Annotated in this window: 16 protein-coding genes; 8 read left to right on the forward strand and 8 right to left on the reverse strand. The window is 65.1% G+C overall.

All coding sequences use genetic code 11. The features are described 5' to 3' along the window. Nucleotides 1-67: 67 nt before the first annotated feature. The gene (locus DFR67_RS01375) at nucleotides 68-643 is read right to left on the reverse strand and encodes a TerD family protein (RefSeq protein WP_084896759.1); all 576 of its coding nucleotides are present in this window, start codon (nucleotides 641-643) and stop codon (nucleotides 68-70) included. Between the two features lie 242 nt (nucleotides 644-885). Between DFR67_RS01375 and DFR67_RS01380 the strand changes: the two genes are divergently transcribed. Genes DFR67_RS01380 through DFR67_RS01410 form a run of 7 tightly spaced genes read left to right on the forward strand, consistent with a single transcriptional unit; the run spans nucleotide 886 to nucleotide 9,783 of the window. Then, nucleotides 886-2,097, forward strand: coding sequence for a hypothetical protein (locus DFR67_RS01380; RefSeq protein ID WP_146240345.1), 1,212 nt, complete (start codon nucleotides 886-888; stop codon nucleotides 2,095-2,097). A gap of 35 nt (nucleotides 2,098-2,132) precedes the next feature. Continuing rightward, a complete protein-coding gene (locus tag DFR67_RS01385) occupies nucleotides 2,133-3,299 on the forward strand; it encodes an HpcH/HpaI aldolase/citrate lyase family protein (protein ID WP_110467616.1) in 1,167 nt (388 codons plus the stop codon). After that, nucleotides 3,296-4,588, forward strand: coding sequence for a phosphoribosyltransferase family protein (locus DFR67_RS01390; RefSeq protein WP_110467617.1), 1,293 nt, complete (start codon nucleotides 3,296-3,298; stop codon nucleotides 4,586-4,588). The genes DFR67_RS01385 and DFR67_RS01390 overlap by 4 nt, the downstream gene beginning before the upstream one ends. Beyond that, nucleotides 4,585-5,721, forward strand: coding sequence for a cysteine protease StiP family protein (locus tag DFR67_RS01395; protein WP_245937648.1), 1,137 nt, complete (start codon nucleotides 4,585-4,587; stop codon nucleotides 5,719-5,721). The genes DFR67_RS01390 and DFR67_RS01395 overlap by 4 nt, the downstream gene beginning before the upstream one ends. Next, on the forward strand, nucleotides 5,718-6,701 hold the full coding sequence (locus tag DFR67_RS01400; RefSeq protein WP_211324909.1) for an HAD family hydrolase: 984 nt from the start codon (nucleotides 5,718-5,720) through the stop codon (nucleotides 6,699-6,701). The genes DFR67_RS01395 and DFR67_RS01400 overlap by 4 nt, the downstream gene beginning before the upstream one ends. Then, nucleotides 6,701-8,092, forward strand: coding sequence for a TerD family protein (locus DFR67_RS01405; protein ID WP_110467618.1), 1,392 nt, complete (start codon nucleotides 6,701-6,703; stop codon nucleotides 8,090-8,092). Before DFR67_RS01400 ends, DFR67_RS01405 begins: the two co-directional genes overlap by 1 nt. Nucleotides 8,093-8,115: 23 nt before the next feature. Continuing rightward, nucleotides 8,116-9,783, forward strand: coding sequence for a TerD family protein (locus DFR67_RS01410; protein ID WP_110467619.1), 1,668 nt, complete (start codon nucleotides 8,116-8,118; stop codon nucleotides 9,781-9,783). A gap of 4 nt (nucleotides 9,784-9,787) precedes the next feature. On the opposite strand, the gene DFR67_RS01415 is transcribed toward DFR67_RS01410, so the two are convergent. After that, nucleotides 9,788-10,135, reverse strand: coding sequence for a hypothetical protein (locus tag DFR67_RS01415; RefSeq protein WP_110467620.1), 348 nt, complete (start codon nucleotides 10,133-10,135; stop codon nucleotides 9,788-9,790). Between the two features lie 190 nt (nucleotides 10,136-10,325). On the opposite strand from DFR67_RS01415, the gene DFR67_RS01420 reads away from it, so the two are divergent. Beyond that, nucleotides 10,326-10,670, forward strand: a complete 345-nt coding sequence (locus DFR67_RS01420) for an RNA polymerase-binding protein RbpA (RefSeq protein WP_084834877.1) — start codon at nucleotides 10,326-10,328, stop codon at nucleotides 10,668-10,670. 43 nt (nucleotides 10,671-10,713) lie between these two features. On the opposite strand, the gene DFR67_RS01425 is transcribed toward DFR67_RS01420, so the two are convergent. The 6 genes from DFR67_RS01425 to cobN all read right to left on the reverse strand — a co-directional run bounded on the left by DFR67_RS01425 (nucleotide 10,714) and on the right by cobN (nucleotide 19,840). Next, on the reverse strand, nucleotides 10,714-11,478 hold the full coding sequence (locus DFR67_RS01425; RefSeq protein ID WP_110467621.1) for a pirin family protein: 765 nt from the start codon (nucleotides 11,476-11,478) through the stop codon (nucleotides 10,714-10,716). Nucleotides 11,479-11,488: 10 nt separating this feature from the next. Beyond that, nucleotides 11,489-12,289, reverse strand: coding sequence for a polyprenol monophosphomannose synthase (locus DFR67_RS01430; RefSeq protein ID WP_425451230.1), 801 nt, complete (start codon nucleotides 12,287-12,289; stop codon nucleotides 11,489-11,491). Beyond that, a complete protein-coding gene (lnt, locus tag DFR67_RS01435) occupies nucleotides 12,273-13,853 on the reverse strand; it encodes an apolipoprotein N-acyltransferase (RefSeq protein ID WP_110467877.1) in 1,581 nt (526 codons plus the stop codon). Before lnt ends, DFR67_RS01430 begins: the two co-directional genes overlap by 17 nt. A gap of 53 nt (nucleotides 13,854-13,906) precedes the next feature. After that, nucleotides 13,907-15,517 carry an amidohydrolase gene (locus DFR67_RS01440; RefSeq protein WP_110467622.1) on the reverse strand — a complete coding sequence of 537 codons (1,611 nt, stop codon included), beginning with the start codon at nucleotides 15,515-15,517 and terminating at the stop codon, nucleotides 13,907-13,909. Between the two features lie 61 nt (nucleotides 15,518-15,578). Continuing rightward, the gene (locus tag DFR67_RS01445) at nucleotides 15,579-16,103 is read right to left on the reverse strand and encodes an FxsA family protein (RefSeq protein ID WP_110467623.1); all 525 of its coding nucleotides are present in this window, start codon (nucleotides 16,101-16,103) and stop codon (nucleotides 15,579-15,581) included. Nucleotides 16,104-16,240: 137 nt separating this feature from the next. Next, nucleotides 16,241-19,840, reverse strand: a complete 3,600-nt coding sequence (cobN, locus tag DFR67_RS01450; protein WP_110467624.1) for a cobaltochelatase subunit CobN — start codon at nucleotides 19,838-19,840, stop codon at nucleotides 16,241-16,243. Between the last annotated feature and the right edge of the window lie 9 nt (nucleotides 19,841-19,849).

Here is a 19,849-nt window from a genome sequence, read left to right on the forward strand (position 1 = left end):
ACCGGGGATGGTTCCGCGATAGTGCGCAAGTGTACTTCTATGCAGTTGGCTTGCGTCGCCGGAAGGGCTAGACGTTCACGCCGAAGTCACGCGCGATGCCCGCGAGACCCGAGGCGTAGCCCTGACCGATCGCCCGGAACTTCCACTCGGCGCCGTTGCGGTAGAGCTCTCCGAAGACCATCGCGGTCTCGGTGGATGCATCCTCCGAGAGGTCGTAGCGAGCCAGTTCGTTGCCGTTGGAGCGGTCGGTGACACGGATGTATGCGTTACGGACCTGGCCGAACGACTGCGAACGCGCGTCGGCGTCGTAGATCGACACGGGGAAGACGACCGACTCGATGTTCGGCGGAACGGCTGCGAGGTCGACGTTGATGACCTCGTCGTCACCCTCACCTTCGCCCGTGGTGTTGTCGCCGGTGTGCTCGATGGAGCCATCCGGGGAGCGCAGGTTGTTGAAGAAGATGAAGTGCTGGTCGGAGACGACCTTCTTGTCGGCTCCGGCGCCGATCGCGCTCGCATCCAGGTCGAAGTCCGTGCCCGTGGTGGAACGCACGTCCCAGCCGAGACCGACCGCCACTGCGGTCAGGTTCGGAGCCTCCTTGGTCAACGAAACGTTTCCGCCCTTGCTCAAGCTGACGCCCATGTCAGTACCCTTCCTGAGTTTGTCTTCGTGAGTAGATGAGGCCCAGAGGTCGGAGCAATTTCTGCTCAGAACCAGTCCTTGGATGTAACCGTACGTGAAAGTGGACATCGACGGGGGCGACAACTCCGAACGCTGAACCGATTGAATGACTCCCGTTTCGGCGGTGCGTCGCCACGCCGGTCACCCGGACCCCCGAGTCCACCGGCGAAGCCGGTCGCCCGAACCCCAGTAGGATGCGCGGTGTGGCCAGGGGCTGGTTTCGACGAGATGACCGCAGCGCCGGTGGCGGGTCCACTGGCGCCGTCGAACATGCCAGAAACGACATGGTCACTGCGTTTCTCCAGCTGGATCAGCGATTGTCCATCATCAGCGATTCCGTGGCAGCTGCCGAGGTACTCGGCACGGGTGGCGAACTGGTCCGTGCATTCGGACCCATCCGGGACTCCTGTTACGAGACGATCAACCAGTACCTGACCCTGAGCGGAACGGATGGGCCGCCTGCACCCCTGGCCGACTATCAGCGCACGATGTCGCTGATCACCGATTCGATCCGCGCGCTCGACCAATTCTACGAACGCCACTCGACCCAGCTCGAGCACGCCAGGGTCTCGTATGCAGCAGTACCTGACGAAGCGGCTCGCGTGCGTTCCGATTCTGATCGCCTCGCTGATCGGCTTGCTTCGCTACCTGCCGATCAACTGGCGTACACCTCCGTGAAAACTGCTGTTCAACAACATGATCAATATCTCACTGAACTCGAGTCCGCCCAGCTGGCAGTCTCCCAGGGAGGCGGCGACCGGGCGGACCTCCGGGCCAAGACCGCAGCGCTCGGCGAGGCCGTCAAGAAGCTGGAACAGGCCATCGCTGCAGCTCCGGGCAAGGCCGAGGACGCGCGCGCGGCGCTTGCGTCGGTCCGAACCCGCTTGTCGGCGGTCCAGAACAGGAGCGCCAGGATGCCGCAGGCGTACTCCGCGCTGCTCCGCGAATTCAGTGCCCAGTGCTCTCGCGACCTCGTCGGTCATGAACGCCGCAGTGCACAGGATCTCGAACTCGCCTCCAGCGAGATCGACTCGGCCGCAAGCGCACTGGGATCAGATCCCGAAGCTGCGCTCGCGGCCGTCACCCGGGCTCGAGCACACCTGTCGGAAGCCGAGGAATTGGTGGACGGGGTCACTGATCGTTTGAATGAACTTCGGGTTGTTCAGCGGGATCCACCGGCAGCTGCCGGTAGGGTTCGGTTTCAGATCCGGGACGCACAGCTGCTGGCCGTCAACCTCGGAGTGGTCAAGCAATGGGGGTCGGTCCTGGACGCGCAAGTCCTGAGAGTGGATCGAGCCGTTGCAGCACTGACCGGTCGGCATCCTGACTATTGGGGGTATCTGGTGGACCTGCGTGCCATCTCCGACTTCGTGTCCGGTGTCGTGAGCAAAATGAAGGACGAGGCGAGACGGTGACGATCAACTCGAGCGCTGCGAATGCCGCGGGAACAATGCAGCTACAACATTTCACTGCGCTGGACGACGCCGAACGTGAACGCATGTTCTTCCGCGTTCCCGAACCGATCGGGATCGACGCCCCGCCAGAGCTGCTCAGCGTCGCGTTGGGCGCCACGTTGTACATCCCGGCCAGCCGTGACCGTCTTGCCGAACTGATCCTGAGGCAGCGCCGCGGTGGTTCGACGTCGATGGTCATCGACCTCGAGGATGCTATCGCCGACGGTGACGTCGACGCGGCGATCACCAATCTCGCCAATGCACTCCGTGAGCTGTCAGCGGGCCGTCAGGCCGCACCGCTGCTCTTTGTCAGAGTCCGGCGTCCCCAGCAGATCGACGAATTGCTCGCCCGGATCGGCGAGGGCGTCGACAGCCTCGCCGGGTTCGTGCTCCCCAAGTTCACCGGGGTGGACGGCGACGATTACCTCGGTCGGATCGATGCCGCGCAGGCACACATCGGGCGAGCGTTGTACGCGATGCCCATCATCGAATCGACGTCTGTGCTCCATCTCGAGACCCGCGCCTCTGCGCTGGAGTCGATCAGGCAGGTCCTCGGGAAGCACCGGGACAAGATCCTGGCCGTCAGAATCGGCGGCACCGACATGTGCGGAGCGCTCGGCATCCGGCGGGATCCCGACCTGACCATCTACGACGTCCACCCCGTCGCAGAGGTCATCGGCGCCATCGTCAATGTGCTCGGCAGGGCCGACGGCACCGGCTTCACGATCACCGGACCGGTGTGGGAGTACTACAACACCCATGACCGGATGTTCCGGCCGTTGCTACGCAACACTCCATTCGAAGAGATCGATGCGGTCCGGTTTCGGACGCATCTGGTCAGTCGCGACCTCGACGGCCTACTGCGCGAATTGGTTCTCGACCGCGCGAACGGGTTGCAGGGCAAGACAGTCATCCACCCATCACACGTCAACGTCGTGAACGCGATGAGCGCTGTTCCGCACGAGGAGTACGACGACGCCGTTGCGGTCCTGGGGGTCGACGACACCGGCGGTGTGCTGGCATCGACGTACCGGAACAAGATGAACGAGCGCCGCCCGCATCGGAATTGGGCCATCAAGACGCTGATCCGGTCCCAGGCGTTCGGAGTGCTGCGACCGGACATCGGTGTGGTCGATCTGCTGACGGCCGTGGTGGTTCGATGATCGTCGACAATCGAGAGGCATCGGGTATCGAGCCCTATGCACAAGAACGATTCGGGCTCGGCGCCGAGCACATATCCGGTGTCGACGACTGGCGTGTCGAAGACCTGGTTCGACCGGGTCTTCGACGCAATCCGAAACGGGCTCACCTCTGGGTGTCCACCGTGCTCGGGAAACACATTCCTGTACCGCCTGCTGTCATCTTCGCCGCGGCAGCCGATCTCGGCGTGCTGTCGACCACCGCCCTGCGTGCACGCGGTCTCACCGACTCCCTCGTTTTCGGGTTCGCAGAGACCGCGACGGGCCTCGGGCATGCGGTCGCGCACCAGATGGACGCCGGGCACTACCTGCAATCGACTCGGCGCGAGAACATCGCAGTGCCGGTGATCGCCCGGTTCGAAGAGGGTCACTCGCACGCCACCGACCACCTGATCGTGCCCACCGACCCGGACACCCTGCTCACAGATTTGCCCGTTGTGCTCGTCGATGACGAGATCTCGACGGGCGCGACCGCCCTGGACGCCATCGCTTCCATGCAACGCATTCACCGGCGACCGCTGTACCTGGTGTCATCGCTGGTCGACATGCGTACAGAAGACGACATCAGCCGATGCCGTCAGCGCGCCGAGGAACTGGGCACCGAGGTCGAGTTCATCAGCCTTGCCCGGGGGTGCACCCATATCCCCGAGGGACTGCCCGCGCAGGTCGTCGATCTACCGCCTGCAACGCCCCCGCCGTCGGTCGCGCAAGCAGGTTCGATCGAACGGCTGGAGGTTCCGTGGCCGGCGTCGGTCCCCGACGGCGGTCGACACGGTTTCCGGCGTGAAGATTGGCCGGACTTCGACGAGGCGATCTCCGAGGTCGCCAGGGTCGTGGCCGGACGGTTGGATCCGGGTCGATCCATTGTCGTGGTCGGGCACGAAGAGTTGATGTATCTGCCGCAACGGGTCGCAGCGAGTCTTGCCGAATTCGTCGAGGCCCCGATCTTGAGTCAGACCACCACCCGCTCCCCCGCACACGTGATCGATCGTGAGGGTTACCCACTTCGGCGTGGATATCACTTCAACGCTCCCGAACCAGATGAGGCACGAGATCGGTATCTGTACAACGCAGTTCATGACGATCCCGACGCGCGCGTGGTGATGATCGTAGATTCGCCTGCTGATACCGAATCACTGGCAGGTTCCGGCGGACTCGTCGACACTCTCAGCGGTGCAGGCGTCGATGTCTTGCTCGTGGTTGTGCCGGGGACCGATTTCGGGGCCCTCCGAGCAGCAAGGGAGACGCTGTGAATCCCGGTCACGTCACGAGGGTGTTCCCCGGGCCACTCACAGGACCCGACTTCGGCAGCTACGGCCCCGACGAGGTGAAGTGGCTCCTCAAGGACCTCTCCGCGCTGGCGCTCGAAGGCGACCTCGCCGCGCGGGAGCAGCGGATCCAGGCCGGACTGGCCCACTACGCGGAATCATTGCCCGTCGAGTTCCAGCCGGATGCCGCCTACCAGGAATTGTTCAGACGAGTACTGGCGAGCAGTGCGCACCGCCTGGCTGTCGCGGTGGGCGCGGTCACCGATCTCGTGCTGGCAGAGCGCGGCACCGACATCGTATTGGCTTCTCTGGCCAGGGCGGGCACGCCTGTCGGGGTACTGATGCGCCGCTGGGCCCAGCACCACCACGGACTTGACCTGCCGCACTATGCCGTATCGATCGTCCGAGACCGCGGCATCGATGCGAACGCCATGAAGTACCTTGCTGCTCATCATGATCCGGAGAAGGTGGTTTTCGTCGATGGATGGACCGGCAAAGGCGCCATCACCAGGGAACTCACCGAAGCCCTCGCAGCGTTGGCGGTCGATGACGGTCCTGTGTTCAACCCTGACCTGGCGGTGCTCGCCGACCCCGGCTCGTGCGTACGCACCTTCGGCACCCGCGACGATTTCCTGATCGCATCGGCGTGCCTGAACTCGACTGTGTCCGGACTGGTCTCGCGAACCGTTCTGAATGCCGACTTCATCGGTCCCGACGACTTCCACGGCGCCAAGTTCTATGCAGAGCTCGCCGATCAGGACATGTCGGCCGTTCTTCTCGATGCGGTCACTGCCCAGTTCGATTCAGCAGCAGCAGAAGCGAGAACTCGCCGAGAACAGATTCAACGCACCGACCGCATCCCGACCTGGTCCGGATGGCGGTCGGTTGAGGAGGTCCGCATCAGTCACGGCATCTCGTCGGTCAATTTCGTGAAGCCCGGGGTCGGCGAGACCACCCGTGTCCTGTTGCGCAGAGTCCCCTGGATGATTCTGGTACGGAGTGCGAATGACCCGGAACACGAGCACATCCGCGCGCTGGCAACCGCCCGCGGCGTTCCCGTCGAGGTGGTCCCGGACCTCGCATACAGCTGCATGGGCTTGGTGAAAGAGATCTCGTGAACGCACTCGACGCCGTGGCGACACCGCCTCGGGGACGCCCACTTGCCACAATCGACCTCGATCGCACGCTGATCTACTCTGCCGCCGCGATCGCAGAGGGGGCGCCGGACAACGCCGCTGCCGCAGCATTGTCCGCCACGGCGCGCTGCGTGGAAATCTACGATGGGCGGCCGCAGTCGTTCATGTCGCCCGCGGCGATGGCCCTGTTGTCCGAGCTCGTCGGGGTGGCCGAGGTGGTGCCGACGACCACCCGCACCATGGAGCAATACCGGCGCATCACGCTGCCGATCGGTACCCCGCGCTTTGCGATCACCAGTAACGGAGGCAACATCCTGGTCGACGGAGTTCCCGACGTCGCTTGGTCGCGCCGGGTCGCAGACCTTCTGGGCACCCTTGCCGTCGGCGTCGACGCGGTCTTCGAGCGCCTCGAGGCCGATGCCGCCGGTGCGCCGTGGCTGCGCACCATGCGGATTGCCGATGGTCTCTTCTGTTACGTCGTCGTCGAACTGGACCTGCTTCCCCCACAAGTGGTTCCGGCCTGGGCGAGCTGGGCCGCCGAACGCGGCTGGAACGTCTCTCGTCAAGGCCGGAAGATCTACGTGATGCCGGATCCTGTGACCAAACAACTGGCTGTCGACGAGGTGACCACGCGACTGGTCAACCGACCGTCATCGAGTTACGCAGCGGGCGACGGCGTCCTCGATCAGCCGATGCTTGTCGGCGCCGACGCCGCGATTCGTCCACGGCACGGTGAACTGGAGGAACTCGGGTGGCGGCACTCCAATGTCGCGGTGACGGAGGGGCGGGGCCTGGCGGCGTCCGAAGAGATGCTGACGTGGCTCCTGACCCGGGCAGGCACAATGGTGGACGCCGACGAACCGGACAAATCGGCCCTCGCTCCGCAGATGCTCGGAGCCGGGGACGAAGTACTACGGAGCTCGACCATTGATAGATCCATACCCAACGAAGGGCTCAGGTGATGACAACAACTCTGGTCAAAGGGCAAAACGGCCCGCTGAACGCGGCGACAGTCGATATCACCGTCGACCTGGCCACGGCAGGCGATCTGTCCGCGTTGCTGGTCACAGACAACGGCAAGGTGCGCACCGACGCCGATTTCGTCTTCTTCAACCAACCCAACGGGCCCGGGGTATCGCTGCAGTCCGGTGCCGGGATCGGGACACTGTCCATCTCTTTGGGAGCCGTCCCCGCCGACATCAGTCAAGTGCGGGCGGTGATCACGCTCGAGAACGGAACCTTCGGCGCGGTGGCCCCGCCGGTTGCCCGGGTAACCGGCGGCGGTCAATCGCTGTACGAATACCGGATCGACGGCCTGGCCAGTGAGTCCATCGTGATCGCGCTCGAGGTGTACCGGCGCGGCGGAGACTGGAAAGTTCGCGCCGTCGGGCAGGGCTACGCGGGCGGTTTCGCCGCACTCGTGACCGACCACGGTGTCTCGGTCGACGACGCACCGGCGCCCCCGGCTGCGCCCTCTCCTCCCCCTGTCCGGAACAGTCCGCCGCCGAGCTACTCCCGCCAACCCTCCGCGCCGGCGGCACAGCAGCCGCCTCCCCAGAACTACCCACCACAGCAACCGCCCCAGCAAAACCATCCACCGCAGCAGCCTCCGGCCCAGAATTACCCGCCGCAGCAGCCGGCGCCTGCGGCGTATCCGGCTCCGCAGCAGCCCGCTCCCAGTCAGCAACCGACGTACAACCAGCAGCCCGGTTACGCGGCGCCGGCACCCACCGGCCGTCCCGAGGTCAGCCTCACCAAGGACCGACCCGTGAGTCTGTCCAAGGGACAACGTGTTTCGCTGAAGAAAGACGGTGGGGTTGCGCTCACCAACATCCAGATGGGACTCGGATGGGACCCTGTCATGGTCAAGAAGATGTTCGGCAGCCGCGGCGCCGACATCGACCTCGACGCCTCAGCGGTGATGTACGCCGACACCCAGCTGGCCGATGTCGCCTACTACGGTCAGCTCACCTCCAAGGACGGTTCGATCCGGCATCTCGGTGACAACCTGACCGGCGAGGGTGAGGGCGACGACGAGGTGGTCACGGTCGACCTCACCCGCGTTCCGATGCACGTCAACGCGATCATCTTCATCGTCACGTCCTACCAGGGACAGACATTCGAACAGGTGCAGAATGCCTTCTGCCGGCTGGTCGACCAGACGACCAACGTCGAGCTCGCGCGGTACACCCTCGCCGGCGGCATGGCCTACACCGGCGTGGTGATGGCGAAAGTGTTCCGCGAGGACGCCACCTGGAAGTTGCAGGCGATCGGTGAAGGCATCAACGCGAAGCACCCGGGTGAAGCCGTCCCGCAGCTGCAGCGGTTCTTGTCGAACGACTTCATGAAGTAGCCGCAATTGAATACATTCGCAGCATGAGCGAGTTGGTTCCTGGCCAGAACCTCCCGGTGACGGCCACCACGGTCGTGTTCTCGGTCAGCGGTGTCATCGGTGAAATCGATCTGGTCGGGCTGGTGGTCGGCCCGGATCTGCGGGCAAGCGATTCAGATGGGGTCGTCTTCTACAATCAGCCCCGAGCGGCGGGAGTGCGTCTCGAGGGGAGCCGCATCATCGTCGAGTTCGGGGCGCTGGCAGCTGGTTCGACTGTGCTGTGTGCTCTGAGTGGCGATGCCGACGCAACCCTGGCGCCTGGGCTCACAGCAGAACTCCAGGGTGCGCCGGACGACTCGCGATACACCTTCCCGTTGCGCCCGATCCATGGCGAAACAGCTTTGCTGTGCTTCGAGCTGTACCAGCGGTCGGGGCAATGGCGGGTGCGTGCACTCGGACAGGGTTACCGGGGTGGTCTCGCCGCACTGCTGACCGCCCACGGCGTCGACGTCGACGACGCGCCCGAGGTCGCGCCACCTCCGGCCGCCGACTCACCTGTCGGTTCCCAGGATCCGGCCGGGCCCCAGGCCACAGAATCACCGCAGATCGCGAAGTCCGTGCCACCGGCGACGGTCGCCCTCGGGTCCGACTACGGTGCTGCCGTTGCGCGTGCGCACGTGGTGTTCGAGGACGCGGCCCGGTCAGCCGCCGGATACGTCCAAGCGGAGGCGTTCGCGATGGATCGGCTCGACCGAGAACTCGGCGAGCTCCTGGCCGATCCTGCACAACGCAACTCGCCTGTCGCCGACCGGGCGCGGGCCGCCGCGCAGCAGCGCTGCGACGATCTCGTGGCGTCTGCCAGGAGCAGGTTCGACGCCGACTCGGCGGTGTTGATGGCAGAGCTGGCCGCGCTGGATCCGCAGTTGCCGCCGGCGATGGCGTCATGGGCGTCGCCGGTCTGGAATCGTGCCGGGTCGCCGTCCGCAGGTGGGTTGCGGCTCGGCGAGTTGTTCGCTCCCGAACGCGGCGAACTACGACTTCCCTTTTGCGTTCCGACACCGATTGCCCGGCCGCTGTGGGTGCTCGACGCCGGCGAACCCGTGCTGTCCGTTGTGACCTCGTTGGTGTTGCGTCTCGTGGTCGCTGCCCGGGTGCCTTTTCCCGGAACCCGGGCGACGTCCGACGGGGGGCGTGTGCTGATCGACGTGTTCGATCTGACCGGGTCCCTCGCTCCGATGACCGAAATGCTATTTCCGTTGCTCACCGCTCCCGCGATCACGTCACCGGAGTCCGTTGCCGACCGGCTGTCGGTGCTGGAGTCCTCGATCGACCTCACGCAGATGGCGCTGCAGGCCGGCGAAATCGACGACATCGACACGCGCGTGGTGCTCATCGCGGATTTGCCGTTCGGGTGGGACGTGGCTGCGATGGCAAGGTTGCTGCGAATAGCAGACCGCGGGAGCGAACTCGGCTGGGCGTTCGTATTCGCGGGACCTCTCGACGACAACGACAGCGATCCCTTGGTGAGTACCATCGCGGATCGAACAATGGTGATCCCGGTCACCGAGGAGGCCCGCGCTCACGACCCGTGGGTGGGTCTGCCGTGGTCGGTGTCGGCCGAGCGCATAGATCCCGCGGGCGTGCAGGCCAGACAGATCGTTGCCACCCTGAGCAGCCATCAACCCCGTTCCGGTGTCAACCCGAACGCCTGATTCACTAACGCCATCGTTCAGCCTCCTTGGCCAGGGCGACGAGTTCGGCACCCAAGCTTGCCAATTCGGATTTGGCGGCGTTCTCGTCGACAGCCGTGGCGATGTCCTCCGCCGCACATCGGAGGCGAAACAACCGCTCGATCAGGTCATCGGCTTCACCAGCGCTCAACACCACTGCGTCGGCAGGTATGGACGAACCGGCGACCAGGCTCCGCTGTTCATAGGCCCGCTGGCGGCACGACTGCTTGCAGTATTTGCGGCGGCGTCCGATCTCCGATTCCACGATCTCGCGACCGCACCACGCACACGAGTTACGCGCCCGATTGCGGCGAGGGGCGGCCTCCTGCTCCATATCCTGAGACGCTACTCGGCGTCCGCAGGCAACGGTGGTAACCGGGCCGAACACGGGTCGGTCGGCGCCCGTTGACCTCGCCAGACCCGCAGGCTGATCCACCACAGCCGGATGCGGTTGCGCCGCCTGCGGCCAGTAGTCTCCAGACGCGCGTAAGATGGATAGGTAATCCAACGAGAGGATAGAAGTTATGGCAGATCGAGTTCTACGCGGCAGCCGCCTCGGAGCGGTGAGCTACGAGACCGATCGCGATCATGACCTCGCACCGCGCCGCATCGTGCAGTACCGCACCGACAACGGTGAGATCTTCGACGTCCCGTTCGCGGACGACGCCGAGATCCCGTCCACGTGGCCCTGCAAGAACGGTATGGAAGGCACGATTCTCGAGGGCGCGGAGCCCGAGGAGAAGAAGGTCAAGCCACCGCGGACGCACTGGGACATGCTGCTCGAACGGCGAAGCGAAGACGAGCTCGAGGTCTTGCTGACCGAGCGTCTCGACCTGCTCAAGGCACGTCGCCGCGGCACCTCCAGCTAGGTCGTCTCGACCCGGCGGGTCGAAACGCAACGCCGTAGCACCGTCACGGTGCTGCGGCGTTTTGCTGTGTCTCGAACCCGCGGTTCATCTCCCAGATCAGCAGTTCGGTGGCAGTCCTTGCAGTGACGCGGTGGCCGCCGGTGGCTGTCATGCGGACCGCATCACCCTGACCCAGGTCGCCGATATCCTCGAAGGCCAGATCCCCTATGGCTACGAACACGTGGCCATAGGGGGCATCGGGAATCGTCACGGACTGACCTGGCTGCAGGCGGGCGACGTGGAGCGCGGCGTGACTGTTGCCGATGCCGATCGCGGTGGTGTTCCGGTCCCGCTTCATGCCGGATGCGATCGTGACCAACGACCCGTCGCGTAAGTCGGTGGCGACGTCGAGCTCTTGGTAGCTCGACTGTCCACCGGCGTTGTCGGGTGGAAGCCACATCTGCACGACGCGAAGCGGCGTGCCGTCGCGTCGTAGGGCGCCATTTTTCTCCGAGTGCATGATCCGTGACCCGGCACTCATCCGTTGCGCGAGTCCCGGGTAGATCAAACCCGAGTGTCCGAGAGAATCCTGGTGGACCAGGGTGCCCTCCAGAACCCAGGTGACTATCTCGACACTGTGGTGCTGATGGGTGTCGAAGCCCTCGCCTGCGTCCACGACATCGTCGTTGTGCACCATCAACATGCCGTGAGCGCCCGCCGCGAGGTCAAAGTTGCCGGTGGCCAGGAACGACTGCCGAGACTCGAGCCAATCGCTACGCCAGTGCTCTCGATCGGCAGCGTGAACGACCCTGACATCTGCTTGCGTCATGAACGACCTGTCAGGCGGGCTTCTTCTTCCGCAGCTTGCTGAGGCGGTGGGTCAGTCCCCATCGCGGGACCTTGAACGCAGCCTCACGGACGATGCTGCCGCTCATCTTCGACTCGCCCAGCTCGCGTTCGGTGAAGGTGATCGGTACTTCGGCCACGTCGAATCCGGCTTGGATCACGCGCCAGCCGAGGTCGACCTGGAAGCAGTATCCGTGCGATTCGATGGCGCTGAGGTCCAGGGTCTCGAGTACCTCACGACGGTAGGCGCGGAAGCCGCCGGTGATGTCCTTGACCGAGACGCCGAGAGCCAGTCGAGAGTAGACGTTGCCGCCTCGGGAGAGAATCTCCCGACGACGAGGCCAATTCACCACGGTCCCGCCGGGTACATAACGGGAACCGATCACCAGATCAGCACCCTCGTTGAGACGGTCGAGTAGGCGGTGTAGCTCTTCGGGTGCGTGGCTGCCATCGGCGTCCATCTCGACCAGCACGGCGTAGTCACGTGCCAATCCCCAGTTGAAACCTTCGATGTACGCGGCGCCGAGCCCATTCTTCACTGTGCGGTGCAGCACGTGGATACGGCCTGCGCCATCGGTGTCGGCCAGCTGATCGGCGAGCTCGCCGGTCCCATCGGGGCTGCTGTCGTCGACAACGAGGATATGGACAGCGGGCTGAGCTGCATGAACCCGCTTGACGATCAACGGAAGGTTCTCTATCTCGTTGAAAGTCGGGATGATCACCAGAGTGCCCGCCCCGTCCACACCGACCACGGCCTGTGTCCCCCGCGACTTGTCTTCAGGCCCCGTCACCATGCTCCTCCTTCGACCATCCCCTGAACCTAACGCCTGGCGCCAGCAGGTACAAAAAAGCGCAGATTCCCAAGAGTACGGCCAATCTCTCCGGCCACGGACCGATTGTCGTGGCGATCGTCTGCTCGGTGTTGAGTGGGATTCTGTTCACCAGAGCTGCGGGCTCGAAGAACCCGCTCCGCGACATGCTGTGGCCGTCGGGGGCGATGATCGAGCTGACTCCGCTGGTCGCGGAGACAACTACGGCGCGGCCGTGTTCGACAGCGCGGAGTTGCGACATGGCCAGCTGCTGGTAGGTCATCTGTGTGCGGCCGAACGTGGCGTTGTTGGTCGGGACCGACAAGAACTCGGCACCTGACTGCACCGCCCCACGGGCCGAGCGGTCGAAAGCGATCTCCCAGCAGGTCGACACCCCAACCGTCACCTGCCGGCCGTTCGCGATGTCGACGTCGACCACACCCGGACCGGTGCCCGCCTTGAAGTTGCCCGCCTGTTCCGCGTACGACGAGAAATGAGTGAAAAAGCTCCGCCACGGTAGATATTCGCCGAACGGCTGGATGATGTGCTTGTCGTATCTGCCGCGGATCTGCTGCCCCTCGGCCGCCAACCGCCCGTCCCACACCAACACGGTGTTGGTCGGTCGACCGTCTGGGTTCCGTACGAGGGTGCCCACCATGATCGGGGCGTCGATGGCGATCGACGCTGCGGTGATCTCGGCTGCGGCATCAGAGTTGGCGGTGGGGTCTATGTCGGAGGCGTTCTCCGGCCACAGGACGATGTCGGGCCGGGGCGAGTCCCCGGCTTTGACTGCGTCGGCGAGCCGCATCGTCTCTCGGACATGATTGTCGAGCACGGCGCGGCGCTGCGAATTGAAGTCGAGCCCGAGCCTGGGCACGTTGCCCTGGATCGCTGCGACCGTGATCGTGTTGTCCGAGGAGTCACGTCCGTTCACCGACGGCCAGAGTGCTGCTGCGAACAGCGGTGCCACCAAGACCAGCGCGGTCACGGGCGCCACCGTCTGCCAGCGGCGTGGCGCACGCAGGAGAGCGCCTGCGAGGGCTGCGAGCGCTGCTCCGGTCAGTGCGACCCCGAACGACACCAGTGGCGCACCGCCGATGGAAGCAAGAGAAAGCATCGGGCCGTCGATCTGCCCGAATGCGGCTCTGCCCCAGGGAAAGCCGCCGAAGGGGAACGACGACCGTGCCCATTCGACCGCAACCCACGTGACCGCGAACCACAGTGGCCCCAGCGGCAAGGTGGTCGTCCGTATCGCCAGGACCCCGAACAGACCTGTGTACAGCGACAGCACGATGGCAAGAGCCACCCACGGCAGCGGTCCCACGTAGACGCCGATCCACGGGAGCAGCGGCAGGAAGAACGCCAAGCCGTAGACGAAGCCGTACAAGAACCCTTCACGAAATCGAACGACGCCGCTGAGCGAGCCGGCGAGAAATGCCAGGGAAAGTATGCCCAGGAACCACAGATTGCGAGGCGGGAAAGCGGCCCACATCAGGATTCCGCCCGCCACGGCGGCTGCGGTCCGCACGAGGAACTCACGGGTCCCCATGAACCCGATCCTGCCGCTGAACCCGGGACTGTCCGTCGCGGTGGCCACGGCTGTCACAAACCTGCCCGATCGTAGATCGGCGTGCCGGCGCGCACCGTCCGGACACACTCGGGCAAGCGGGTGCCCGGTCGCAGATCCGGCAAGGCGGGTACGCGGGACCGCGGGTCGGTGGACCATCGAGCGACAGCCGGATCGGCCGACCCCGCGACCACGAGTTCATCGACCTCCCACACCGCATAGTCGGCGCGAGCGCCGGGAACCAGCGTTCCGGCGACACCGTCCCGTTCTCCCCCGGCTCGCCAAGCTCCTCGGGTCGCTGCCGCGAAGGCCGCCCGCACCGAGATCGCACTCGCGGGATTGTTGTGGTGTGCGGCGGCTGCGATCGCCTCCCACGGGCGCATCGACGTAACCGGGGCGTCCGAACTGAAGGCCAACCCGACGCCGGCCCTCGCGAGTTGCGCGAAATCGTTGAGCGAACGTCCGCGAGGTAGCCCGAGCCGCTGTTCATAGAGTTGACCAGGGCCGCCCCAGAGTGCGTCGAACAGCGGCTGCATGCTCGCGATGACGCCGCACGAGGCCAAGATGGCTGCCTGCTCGGCCGTGATCATCTCTGCGTGTTCGATGCGGTGACCCAGACGCGCGAGTGCGGGCGCTCCGAGCTCTGCTGCAACGGCCGAAAAGCCCTCGACCAGCAGATCGGTCGCACCGTCACCGATGACGTGGAATCCGCACTGGATACCGGCTTGGGTACATGCCCGGATGTGCCGAGTGATCGCGTGGCCGTCGAGATAGCAGACTCCGCTGGTGTCAGCGTCGGTGTAGGGCTCACGAAGCAACGCCGTATGGGAGCCGATCGCCCCGTCGATGAACAGGTCGCCGCCGAGCCCATGGGCGCGGGTTGCCGTGAGCAGCGACGTCGCCTGCTCTGCGTCGGCGACCGGCGCTCCCCAGTAACGCCGGATCTGCACCGCGTGATCGAGGTCCGCGAGCGAGAGGAAGTCGTCGAGTCCGCTGATGTCGGGCCCACCGTTCTCGTGGACGGCCACGATGCCATGCGACGCGGCGTCGTCGAGCGCCGCGTGCTGCGCTCGACTGCGGCCGGACTGTGACAGCAGCAGTCGAGCGGCGCCGCGCACGCGGTGGTGGGCATCCGCCGTAAGAGGACCCTGTGCGTCGTAGCCCTGAGCGCCGACGAGACCGTCGGCACGCGAACGCAGAGCCGTCGAGGCGACAGCGCTGTGTTCATCGATTCGAGCGAGATAGACCGGCCGGTCACCGACCACCGCATCGATCTCCGCGGTCGTCGGGCAGGTCAGGTCCGGCCAGGTCGACTCGTCCCAGCCCAGACCCCAGATGAGATCGGTGTCGGTGTTCTCGGCCACGTATCGGTGGATCTGCTGCAGGCAATCGGCCCGGCTTACCGCCGCGCTGAGATCCAGACCGCGGATCGCCAGGCCGGTCGAGGTCAGGTGTACATGCGAGTCGACAAAGGCCGGAGCGACGAGCGCGCCGGCGAGGTCGACGATCTGTGCTTTCGGATGCAGGGTGCGTCCGACATGGTCGGATCCGACCCACACCACCACACCGTTTTCGATCGCCATGGCGGTTGCATCGGGGGCCGACGGCGAATAGATGTGCCCGCCGATCAGCAGTTGACTGTCCACGACGGTCCAGTCTGCCTGTCAGTCGCCGACTCGGTGTGGCCAGGGCCGCGAACCGGCGCCGTCAGAGCTCTGTCTGTGGCTTACGCAACTGCGGGCGGGTGGGGTCGTATCCGGCCGGGCCGTACTCGGTGGTGTCGACCACCTGTCCCTCGACGACGGTGACGCCTGCCATGCCGCGGCCGTACCGCGCGTAGTTCTCCATCGCCCCGACGACCTTACGTGTGCCGAGCGCGATGACGACGGGACGCAGGAGCACGCGAACAGGCTTCAACAGCAACAGGATTCCGACCGCAGTACTGACCAGCCCGGGAATGATCATGGCGATGGTCGCCGCGGCGAGTAGCGCCGTGTCGGCGACAGGTGCCGCCGATTCGGCGGGGCCGGCAGGCTGACCGTTGGCGGCCTTCTCGCCTGCTTCCCTGAGGTTGCGGAACACCTTGGCGCCCTGTCGGCGCAAGAGCCAGAAGCCGCCGATCACTGTTGCCAGGCCGAGCAACAGGGTCCAGCCGAAACCGATGGCGTAGCAGAGCCCCACGAAGGCGGCGATCTCGATTGCCACGTAGAGGAGGAAGAGCGCGAACTTCATGAGGAACCATCCCGACTATCGGCTGTGCGTACACACCTTCAACGCACGGGACGTCCGATTTTCTCCCGCCTCCCGGAATTGGTGGCTTCTGGCGACGCCCAGCTGCGGAAATGGTCGCCAGAATCCACCATGATCGGCTAGCCGCCCTCGATGTCGCCTTCGGTCTCGAGGAAGACGCGCCGGAGTTCGTCTAGCATCGCCGGCGGTGGAGCCGCCCACATCTCTCGCTGCGCCGCTTCGAGAAGCCGTTCGGCGATCCCGTGGAGCGCCCACGGATTCGACTTCGTCATGAAGTCATTGTTGGTCTGATCGAGGACGTAGGACTCCGTCAACTGCTCGTACATCCAGTCGGCCATCACGTTCGTGGTGGCGTCGTAGCCGAAGAGGTAGTCGACGGTCGCCGCCATCTCGAACGCGCCCTTGTATCCGTGCCGTTGCATGGCAGCGATCCATCGCGGATTGACCACACGGGCCCGGAAGACGCGGGTGGTCTCCTCGGACAGGGTCCTGGTGCGGACATTGTCAGGCGTGGTGCTGTCCCCGATGTACGCCTCCGGATCTCGGCCGGTCAGCGACCGGACCGTGGCGACCATACCGCCGTGGTACTGGAAGTAGTCGTCGGAGTCGGCGATGTCGTGCTCACGGGTATCGGTGTTCTTGGCCGCCACTGCGATTCGGCGATAGGCCGAACGCATGTCCTCGACGGCGGCGACGCCGTCGCGCCCCCGACCGTACGCATAACCACCCCACGCGGTGTAGACCTCCGCGAGGTCGGCATCGCTGCGCCAGTCTTTCGAATCGATCAGTTGCAACAACCCGGCCCCATAGGTTCCGGGTTTGGAACCGAAGATCCGCGTGGTCGCGCGATCGATGTCACCGTGTTCGGCGACGTCGGCCCGCGCATGTGCGGCAACGTAATTCGATTCATCGGGCTCATCGAGAGCTGCGACCATCCGGACCGCGTCGTCGAGGATGGTGACCACGTGAGGGAATGCGTCACGGAAAAAGCCCGAGATCCGGACCGTGACGTCGATACGCGGACGGCCGAGTTCGCCGAGGTCGATGAGATCGAGTTTGGTGACCCGCCGAGACGCCTCGTCCCAGATCGGCATGACGCCCAGCAGGGCAAGGACCTCGGCGATATCGTCGCCGGAGGTGCGCATCGCGCTGGTTCCCCACACCGACAGGCCCACCGATCGCGGGTACTCCCCGTGGTCTGTGAGGTAACGCTCCAGCAGCGAATCCGCCATCGCGCGGCCGGTTTCCCACGCGAGCTTCGAGGGCACCGCCTTCGGGTCGACCGAATAGAAGTTGCGTCCGGTCGGCAAAACGTTGATGAGGCCACGCAGCGGTGATCCGCTGGGCCCGGCCGGGATGAAACCACCGTCGAGCGCGTGCAGGATCCGCGGGATCTCCTGCTCGGTCTGCCGCAGGCGGGGCACGACCTCGGTACCGGCGAACTCGAGGATCTTGTGGACGTCGACGGGATGGCCGGCCGCGACCCGAGTGATCGTGTCGGAGTCCCAGTCATCCTTGGCACAGGCGGCCACCAGCTCACGGGCGACGGTTTCGATGTCGTCGGTCGTAGTGCGTCCCGCGGTGCCGTCTTCGACGAGTCCCAGCGCTTCCCGGAGTCCCGGCAGGCTCTGCTTGCCGCCCCAGAGCTGCCGGGCGCGCAGCATCGCCAAGACCAGATCGACCTCGACGTCGTCCTCGGGCGGTTGTCCGAGGATGTGTAGCCCGTCGCGGATCTGAACGTCCTTGATCTCGCACAGCCAGCCGTCGACGTGCAAGAGCATGTCGTCGAAGACGTCCTCCTCGGGCCGTTCCGAGAGTCCGAGGTCGTGATCCATCTTGGCGGCCTGCAGCAGCGTCCAGATCTGCTGGCGGATGGCCGGCAGTTTGCCAGGGTCGAGCGCAGAGATGTTGGCGTGCTCGTCGAGCAACTGCTCCAGGCGGGCGATGTCACCGTAGCTCTCGGCGCGAGCCATCGGCGGGATCAGATGGTCGACGAGGGTCGCATGCGCGCGGCGCTTTGCCTGGGTGCCCTCACCCGGATCATTGACGAGGAACGGATAGATCATGGGCAGATCGCCGAGCGCCGCGTCGGTGCCACAGGAGGCGGACATCCCGAGCGTCTTACCGGGCAGCCATTCGAGGTTTCCGTGTTTGCCCACGTGGACGACGGCATCGGCGTCGAAGCCGTGCTGGGCCGCGACCCAGCGGTAACACGCCAGGTAATGATGGCTCGGTGGCAGGTCCGGGTCGTGGTAGATCGCGACCGGGTTCTCGCCGAATCCCCGAGGAGGCTGGACCATCAGTAGGGTGTTGCCGAATTGCATTGCGGCGATGACGATGTCGCCCTCTGGGTTGGCGGATCGATCGACGAACAACTCGCCGGGGGCTTCGCCCCAGTGCTTGACCATGCCCTCCCTCAGGTCGTCGGGGAGGGTGGCGAACCACTCGCGGTAGTCCGCCGCAGACAGCCGAATCGGGTTGGCTGCCAAAGACTCTTCGGTCAACCAGTCCGGGTCCTGGCCGCCCGCGGCAATCAGTGTGTGGATCAGCTTGTCCGAGTCGTTCTCCGAGAGGCCTGGAACTGATCCTTCACCAGAAACCGGCCCGATGTCGTAACCGGCCTCGCGCATCGCGTCGAGCAGTCGTAGCAGGCTCTGCGGGGTGTCGAGACCCACGGCATTGCCGATTCGCGAGTGTTTTGTAGGGTACGCCGAGAGCATGATGGCGATACGGCGCTCCGATGGAGCGATATGCCGCAGTCTGCCGTGGCGGACGGCGATTCCCGCTACGCGATCGCAGCGCTCGTGATCGGGCCGATACCAGGGCAGACCATCATCCCCGATCTCCTTGAACGAGAACGGCACGGTGATGATCCGGCCATCGAACTCGGGCACGGCAACCTGGGTCGCCACGTCGAGCGGGGACATCCCGTCGTCGTTGGCTGCCCACTTCTCTCGCGACGACGTCAGGCACAGTCCCTGCAAGATGGGAACATCCAGGCGGGCCAGCTGTTCGATGTTCCAGTTGTCGTCGTCGCCACCCGCCGAGGCAGTGGCGGGTGTGGCACCACCGGCCGCGAGCACGGTCACCACCAAAGCGTCTGCGGCACCGAGTTGTTCGAGAAGGTCATCGGGTGCCGTTCGCAGTGATGCGCAGAAGATGGGCAGTGCCCGACCGCCTTTGCGTTCGATCGCGTCGGACAGGGCATGGATGTATGCCGTGTTACCGGCCAGGTGCTGTGCACGGTAATACAGGACGGCGATGGTCGGGCCCGAGGCGGCAGCAGATTCCGGGCGTTCGAGCAGTCCCCACTGCGCTGTCGTGACGGGTCCCCCGAAACCGTGACCGGTGAGCAGGACCGTGTCGGAGAGAAACGCATGCAGATTCGCGAGGTTCTCCGGACCGCCTTGCGCCAGGTAATTGTGGGCGTCCGCGGCGACACCGGGCGCCACCGTCGACATGGACATCAGATCCGGATCAGGAAGCTGTTCGCCGGAGAGCACCACGGTCGGCAACCCCGCCGCCAAGACGGTCTCGAGGCCCTCTTCCCAGATCTTTCGACCGCCCAGGATCCGTACGACCACCAGGTCGATGTCGGCGAGAAGCACCGGAAGGTCCTCACCGATCAGTAATCGGGACGGATTGGCGAGTCGATAGTCCGCGCCGCACGCCTTGGCCGTCAGCAGATCGGTGTCCGAGGTGGACAGCAGCAAGATCACGGGTGGAAC

The organism is Williamsia limnetica (genome assembly GCF_003217475.1).
Taxonomy (GTDB): Bacteria; Actinomycetota; Actinomycetes; order Mycobacteriales; family Mycobacteriaceae; genus Williamsia; species Williamsia limnetica.

Coding starts and splice junctions, on each gene's coding strand:
- lnt (WP_110467877.1), bottom strand. CDS start 13,853: ATGGGGACCCGTGAGTTCCTCGTGCGGACCGCAGCCGCCGTGGCGGGC.
- DFR67_RS01415 (WP_110467620.1), bottom strand. CDS start 10,135: ATGGAGCAGGAGGCCGCCCCTCGCCGCAATCGGGCGCGTAACTCGTGT.
- DFR67_RS01410 (WP_110467619.1), top strand. CDS start 8,116: ATGAGCGAGTTGGTTCCTGGCCAGAACCTCCCGGTGACGGCCACCACG.
- DFR67_RS01385 (WP_110467616.1), top strand. CDS start 2,133: ATGCAGCTACAACATTTCACTGCGCTGGACGACGCCGAACGTGAACGC.
- DFR67_RS01445 (WP_110467623.1), bottom strand. CDS start 16,103: ATGAAGTTCGCGCTCTTCCTCCTCTACGTGGCAATCGAGATCGCCGCC.
- DFR67_RS01425 (WP_110467621.1), bottom strand. CDS start 11,478: ATGACGCAAGCAGATGTCAGGGTCGTTCACGCTGCCGATCGAGAGCAC.
- DFR67_RS01430 (WP_425451230.1), bottom strand. CDS start 12,289: ATGGTGACGGGGCCTGAAGACAAGTCGCGGGGGACACAGGCCGTGGTC.
- DFR67_RS01375 (WP_084896759.1), bottom strand. CDS start 643: ATGGGCGTCAGCTTGAGCAAGGGCGGAAACGTTTCGTTGACCAAGGAG.
- DFR67_RS01420 (WP_084834877.1), top strand. CDS start 10,326: ATGGCAGATCGAGTTCTACGCGGCAGCCGCCTCGGAGCGGTGAGCTAC.
- DFR67_RS01390 (WP_110467617.1), top strand. CDS start 3,296: ATGATCGTCGACAATCGAGAGGCATCGGGTATCGAGCCCTATGCACAA.
- DFR67_RS01405 (WP_110467618.1), top strand. CDS start 6,701: ATGACAACAACTCTGGTCAAAGGGCAAAACGGCCCGCTGAACGCGGCG.